At 71.1% G+C, this 5,052-nt stretch carries 5 protein-coding genes and 1 pseudogene; 5 read left to right on the top strand and 1 reads right to left on the bottom strand.

The window, feature by feature from the left end:
* A partial coding sequence (locus BN423_RS11755; RefSeq protein WP_232385469.1) for a hypothetical protein occupies nucleotides 1-262 on the bottom strand: 262 nt, incomplete at its 3' end.
* 84 nt (nucleotides 263-346) lie between these two features.
* Here BN423_RS11755 and infB point away from each other — a divergent pair.
* The 5 genes and pseudogenes from infB to BN423_RS10600 form a co-directional block, all read left to right on the top strand.
* The gene (gene infB / locus BN423_RS02185; RefSeq protein WP_019238643.1) at nucleotides 347-2,365 is read left to right on the top strand and encodes a translation initiation factor IF-2; all 2,019 of its coding nucleotides are present in this window, start codon (nucleotides 347-349) and stop codon (nucleotides 2,363-2,365) included.
* 21 nt (nucleotides 2,366-2,386) lie between these two features.
* The gene (gene rbfA, locus BN423_RS02180; RefSeq protein WP_019238642.1) at nucleotides 2,387-2,833 is read left to right on the top strand and encodes a 30S ribosome-binding factor RbfA; all 447 of its coding nucleotides are present in this window, start codon (nucleotides 2,387-2,389) and stop codon (nucleotides 2,831-2,833) included.
* Nucleotides 2,811-3,890 carry a DHH family phosphoesterase gene (locus BN423_RS02175; protein WP_019238641.1) on the top strand — a complete coding sequence of 360 codons (1,080 nt, stop codon included), beginning with the start codon at nucleotides 2,811-2,813 and terminating at the stop codon, nucleotides 3,888-3,890. The genes rbfA and BN423_RS02175 overlap by 23 nt, the downstream gene beginning before the upstream one ends.
* A gap of 33 nt (nucleotides 3,891-3,923) precedes the next feature.
* On the top strand, nucleotides 3,924-4,850 hold the full coding sequence (gene truB, locus BN423_RS02170) for a tRNA pseudouridine(55) synthase TruB (RefSeq protein WP_019238640.1): 927 nt from the start codon (nucleotides 3,924-3,926) through the stop codon (nucleotides 4,848-4,850).
* A pseudogene (locus BN423_RS10600) lies at nucleotides 4,847-5,052 on the top strand (riboflavin biosynthesis protein RibF); the annotation flags it as partial. The gene truB and the pseudogene BN423_RS10600, both read left to right, overlap by 4 nt.

Genomic DNA, 5,052 nt, shown 5'->3' with positions numbered 1-5,052 from the left:
AGGAGCGCCGCCTCGCCGCGTCCGCCCGCGCCGCGGAGGAGGCCGCCCGCGCCGCCGAGGCCGAGGCTGCCCGCCAGGAGCGCGAGCGCAAGAAGGCCGAGGAGCTCGAGCAGAAGCGCCGCGCCGTTCCCGCGTCGGATTCCGGCTCGCGCTTCCGGTCGCTGCTCGACCAGATCGCCCAGCAGGAGACCGTGCTCGAGGAGCGCAAGAAGGCCGAGGCCGCGAACAAGCAGGCCGAGGCCCAGGCACCGCGCGGCCGCAAGGGCGATCGCCGCGGCGGCCGCGGGGCGAGGCGGAGCGCCCGCGCTCGCGCCACACCTCGCACGCGCCGTCCATCCCCGCCGGCATGGACGTCCCCGCGCCCGAGAAGGCCGGCAAGGGCCGCAAGGGCCGCAAGGGCCATGACGAGGGCGACCGCTACAGCCGCATGGCGCGCGAGGCCGAGGAGTACAGCCGCGAGCGCGTGCTCGAGGAGGCCCGCGCCGCCGTCGAGGAGGCGTCGCGCGAATCCACCGGCCGCCGCAAGAAGCGCAAGGAGAAGCGCGAGCGCGAGGCCGCCGAGGCCGCACGTGAGCAGAAGCTCGAGCAGGCCAAGGCGCAGGGCATCTCCGTCGAGGAGCTCGACGCCGTGCGCGTCTCCGAGGGCGTGACCGTGGCCGAGCTCGCCGAGGCGCTCGACGTCCCCGCCAACGACATCATCAAGCGCCTGTTCCTGCTGGGCAGCCCGCTCACCATGACGCAGTCCATGTCGAACGACCTCGTGGAGCTCGTCGCCGATGACCTCGGCCGCCAGATCAAGATCATCACGCCCGAGGAGGAGAACTCCTTCACGTTCTACGACGACCCCGAGGACCTGAAGCCGCGCCCGCCCGTGGTCACGGTCATGGGCCACGTCGACCACGGCAAGACGAGCCTGCTCGACGCCATCCGCCACACCGGCATCGCCGCGCACGAGGCGGGCGGCATCACGCAGCACATCGGCGCCTCCCAGGTGGAGATCAACGGCCGCCAGATCACCTTCGTCGACACCCCCGGCCACGAGGCCTTCACCGCCATGCGCGCCCGCGGCGCGAAGATCACCGACGTCGTCGTGCTCGTCGTCGCCGCCGATGACGGCGTCATGCCGCAGACGGTCGAGGCCATCAACCACTCCAAGGCCGCCGGCGTGCCCATCGTCGTGGCGGTGAACAAGTGCGACAAGCCCGACGCGAACCCCGACCGCGTGCGCCAGGAGCTCGTGGAGTACGGCGTCATCCCCGAGGAGTGGGGCGGCTCGAACATGTTCGTGAACGTGTCCGCCAAGACCCACCAGGGCATCGACGACCTGCTCGAGACGATCCTGCTCCAGGCCGACGTGCTCGAGCTCAAGGCGAACCCCGACACGTTCGCCTCGGGCTACATCATCGAGGCCAAGCTCGACCGCGGCCGCGGCCCTGTCGCCACGGTGCTCGTGAACCGCGGCACGCTCCACGTGGGCGACGCCCTCGTGGCGGGCACGAGCTTCGGCCGCGTGCGCGCCATGATCGACCAGCACGGCGAGCACAAGACCGCCGCGGTGCCCTCCGACGCCTTCGAGATCCTCGGCCTCGACTCCGTGCCCACGGCCGGCGACGAGTTCCGCGTCTTCGAGGACGAGCGCGACGCCAAGAAGCTCGCCGACGAGCGCGCCCTCAAGGCCCGCATCGAGGAGCAGAACAAGGTCAAGCACGTCACGCTCGAGACCCTCTTCTCCGAGATGAACGAGAACGAGCTCAAGGAGCTCAACCTCGTCGTCAAGGCCGACGTCCAGGGCTCCATCGAGGCGCTCGCGGACTCGCTCGCCAAGATGGACCAGTCCGAGGTGCGCATCAACATCATCCACTCCGCCGTCGGCGCGATCTCCGAGACCGACGTCATCCTCGCGGCGGCCTCGAACGCGATCATCGTCGGCTTCGGCGTGCGCCCGCAGGCCAAGGCGCGCGACCTCGCCGAACGCGAGAACGTGCAGATCAAGACCTACTCGATCATCTACAAGGCCATCGACGACATCGATGCCGCGCGCATCGGCATGCTCAAGCCCACGGAGGAGGAGGTCCAGACCGGCGTGGCCGAGGTCCGCGAGCTCTTCCGCGTGCCCAAGGTCGGCGTTGTGGCCGGCTGCATGGTCACCGAGGGCGAGATCTCCCGCGACGACCAGGTGCGCGTCGTGCGCGACGGCGTCGTGGTGTTCGACGGCAAGTTCGCCTCGATGCGCCGCTTCAAGGACGACGTCAAGTCCGTGCGCTCCGGGTACGAGTGCGGCCTCGGCATCGAGCGCTTCCAGGACGTCCATGTGGGCGACCAGCTCGAGGCCTACAAGGTCGTCGAGGTCGCGCGCACCGAATAGTCATGGTAGGAGGGCAGACCCGTGAAGCAGACACCCGCTACGCGCCGCCTTTCCGAGCAGCTGCGTGAGAAGCTCGGCTACATCTTGCTCTTCGAGATCGCCGACCCCCGGCTCGACCTCGTGACGATCACCGGCGTCGAGGTGGCGCAGGATCGCTCGTACGCGCGCATCTTCGTGTCGTGCGACGCCGATCGCTACGAGGAGGTGCTCGACGTGCTCGGCCAGGCGAAGGGGCGCATCCGGAGCCTTTTGGCCCGTGCCCTCGACTGGCGCATCGTGCCCGAGCTCGACTTCCGCATCGACCGCTCGACGGACGAGGCCATGCGCATCGCCGCGGCGCTCGAGAACGTCCCGCCCACCATCGGGGTGGAAAAGGACGAGGAGGGCTATCCCGTGCAGGCCGATGAGGCCGGCTCGGGGGCGCCCGACGGCGAGGCGTCGTTGGATGCGGGTGAGCTCGATGGGTAGCGATTCGGCAGGTTCCTCCGAGGTCATCCTCGACGAGCGCGCCGTGCAGCTCGCCTACGCGGACGAGTACTGGTCGATCTTCGAGGCCATCGACGCCGCGGGCACCATCGCCATCTCGGGGCACATCTCCCCGGATGGCGATGCCCTCGGCTCCACGCTCGGGCTCGGCCTCGCGCTCCGCGCGCGCTTCCCGCAGAAGCGCATCGCGTTCCTGCTCGCCGACGAGGCGCCCGTCCCGCGCATCTACCGCTTCCTGCCCGGCGCGGACGAGCTCGTGCCCGCGGCGCGCTACGACGAGACGCCCGACCTCTTCATCTCGGTCGATTGCCCCGTGCTCGACCGCCTCGAGGACGCCGCCGAGGTCGCCCGTCGCAGCGCCCGGATCGTCTGCTTCGACCACCACCCGGCGCGCGCGGAGTTCGCCTCCATCGTCGTGCGCCGCCCCGAGGCCGCGGCTGCCTCGGTCCTCGTCGAGGAATTCCTCTCGTTCTGCAACATCCCGCTCACGCCGGAGGTGGCGAACTGCCTGTTCTGCGGCCTCGTGACGGATACCGGGCGCTTCCAGTACCAGAATACGGACCCGGAGAGCTTCGTCGTGGCGTCGCGCCTCGTCGCGGCAGGTGCCGAGCCCGCGCGCATCTCGCTCGAGGTGTACCAGAGCCAGCGGATCGAGTACCTGCACCTCGAATCGATCGTGATGGGGCGCATCCGCACGGTCGCGAACGGCAGGGTGGCCTACAGTTATGCCTATGCCGACGACCTCGCGCGCTGCGGGGTCTCGACCGACGAGTGCGACGGCCTCGTCGACCTCGTGCGCTCCGTGGGCGGCGTCGAGGTGTGCGTCTTTTTGAAGGAGCTCGACGACGGGCGCGTCCGCGGCAACCTGCGGTCGAAGTCCGCGATCGACATCTCCGGCATCGCTGCCGCGTTCGACGGCGGCGGCCATGCGGCGGCGGCCGGCTTCACGTTCGAGGGCACGGTCGAGGAGGCCCTCGCGAGCGTCCTGCCGCTGCTCTCCGCGCTCGTGGACGGCGACTCCGAGCCGTCTGCGCGCTAACACACCTCGATATACGCTTGCAAAGGGGGCATCGTGGCTCGACGCAGGGTCGCACAGCTGAACGCGCTCGTGGCGGTCGATAAGCCGCTCGGCATCACCTCGCACGACGTCGTGGCGCGCGTGCGCCGCGCGGTGGGGGAGCGGCGCGTTGGCCATGCCGGCACGCTCGACCCGCTCGCCTCGGGCGTCATGGTGATCGGCATCGGCCAGGCGACGCGCCTGCTCGGCATGCTCGCCCTCGATGAGAAGTCCTACCTCGCGCAGATCCGCTTCGGTGCGGAGACCGCGACCGACGACGCGGAGGGCGAGGTCACGCGCCGCTCCCCGGTGCGCCCCGAGCTCTTCGACACGACCTTCGCCGCGCGCGCCGTCGCCGGCCTTATCGGCGCGCACCTGCAGGTTCCCCCTGCCTTTTCCGCGATCTCCGTCGACGGGGTGCGCTCCTACGCGCGCGCCCGCGCCGGCGAGGAGCCTAAGCTCGAGGCGCGTCCGATCGAGGTGCGGGAGGCCACCCTCTTCGGCATCGCCGACGACGGGGGAGACCCCGTCTGGACGGTCGGCTTCACGGTGAGCAAGGGCACCTACATCCGCGCGCTCGCCCGCGACCTGGGGCGCGCGCTCGATTCCGCCGCCCACCTTGCGGGGCTCCGCCGCACGGCGTCGGGCGCCATCGATGCCGCGCGCTGCCTCGCGCTCGATGATGTCTCGGCTGAGGCCGTGCGCGTCTCGGCACTCGACCCCGTGGTGGCGCTCGGCCTGCCCGCGCTTCCCGTCGACGAGGCCCTCATGGGCGATGTCCTCTGCGGCAAGGCGGTTCCCGTGCGCGGCGCAGAGGCTCTCGAGGGCGGACGCGCGGCGCTCACCTGCGCGCAGTGCCTCGTCGCCCTCGCCGATATCGAGTTCGGCCGCGCCCGCCCGCGCGACGTCTTCCCCCAGCCCATCGAGGGAGTGCGCTCATGATGCCCTCCCTCGGCGAGCTGCGTCGCGACCTCATCATCCCCGAACCCGCCGCGCACGCAGCGCCCGTGGTCCCGTGGGCGCCCGGGGCGCTCTCCGCGCTCGGCGCCGCCGTCGCGGTCATCGGCGCCTTCGACGGCGTGCACCGCGGGCATCGCGCGCTCATCGACGCCGCGCTGGCCGACGCCCGCGCCCGCGGCATGCG

Source organism: Enorma timonensis (assembly GCF_000321165.1).
Taxonomy (GTDB): Bacteria; Actinomycetota; Coriobacteriia; order Coriobacteriales; family Coriobacteriaceae; genus Enorma.
This window is presented reverse-complemented; position numbering and strand designations above follow the sequence as displayed.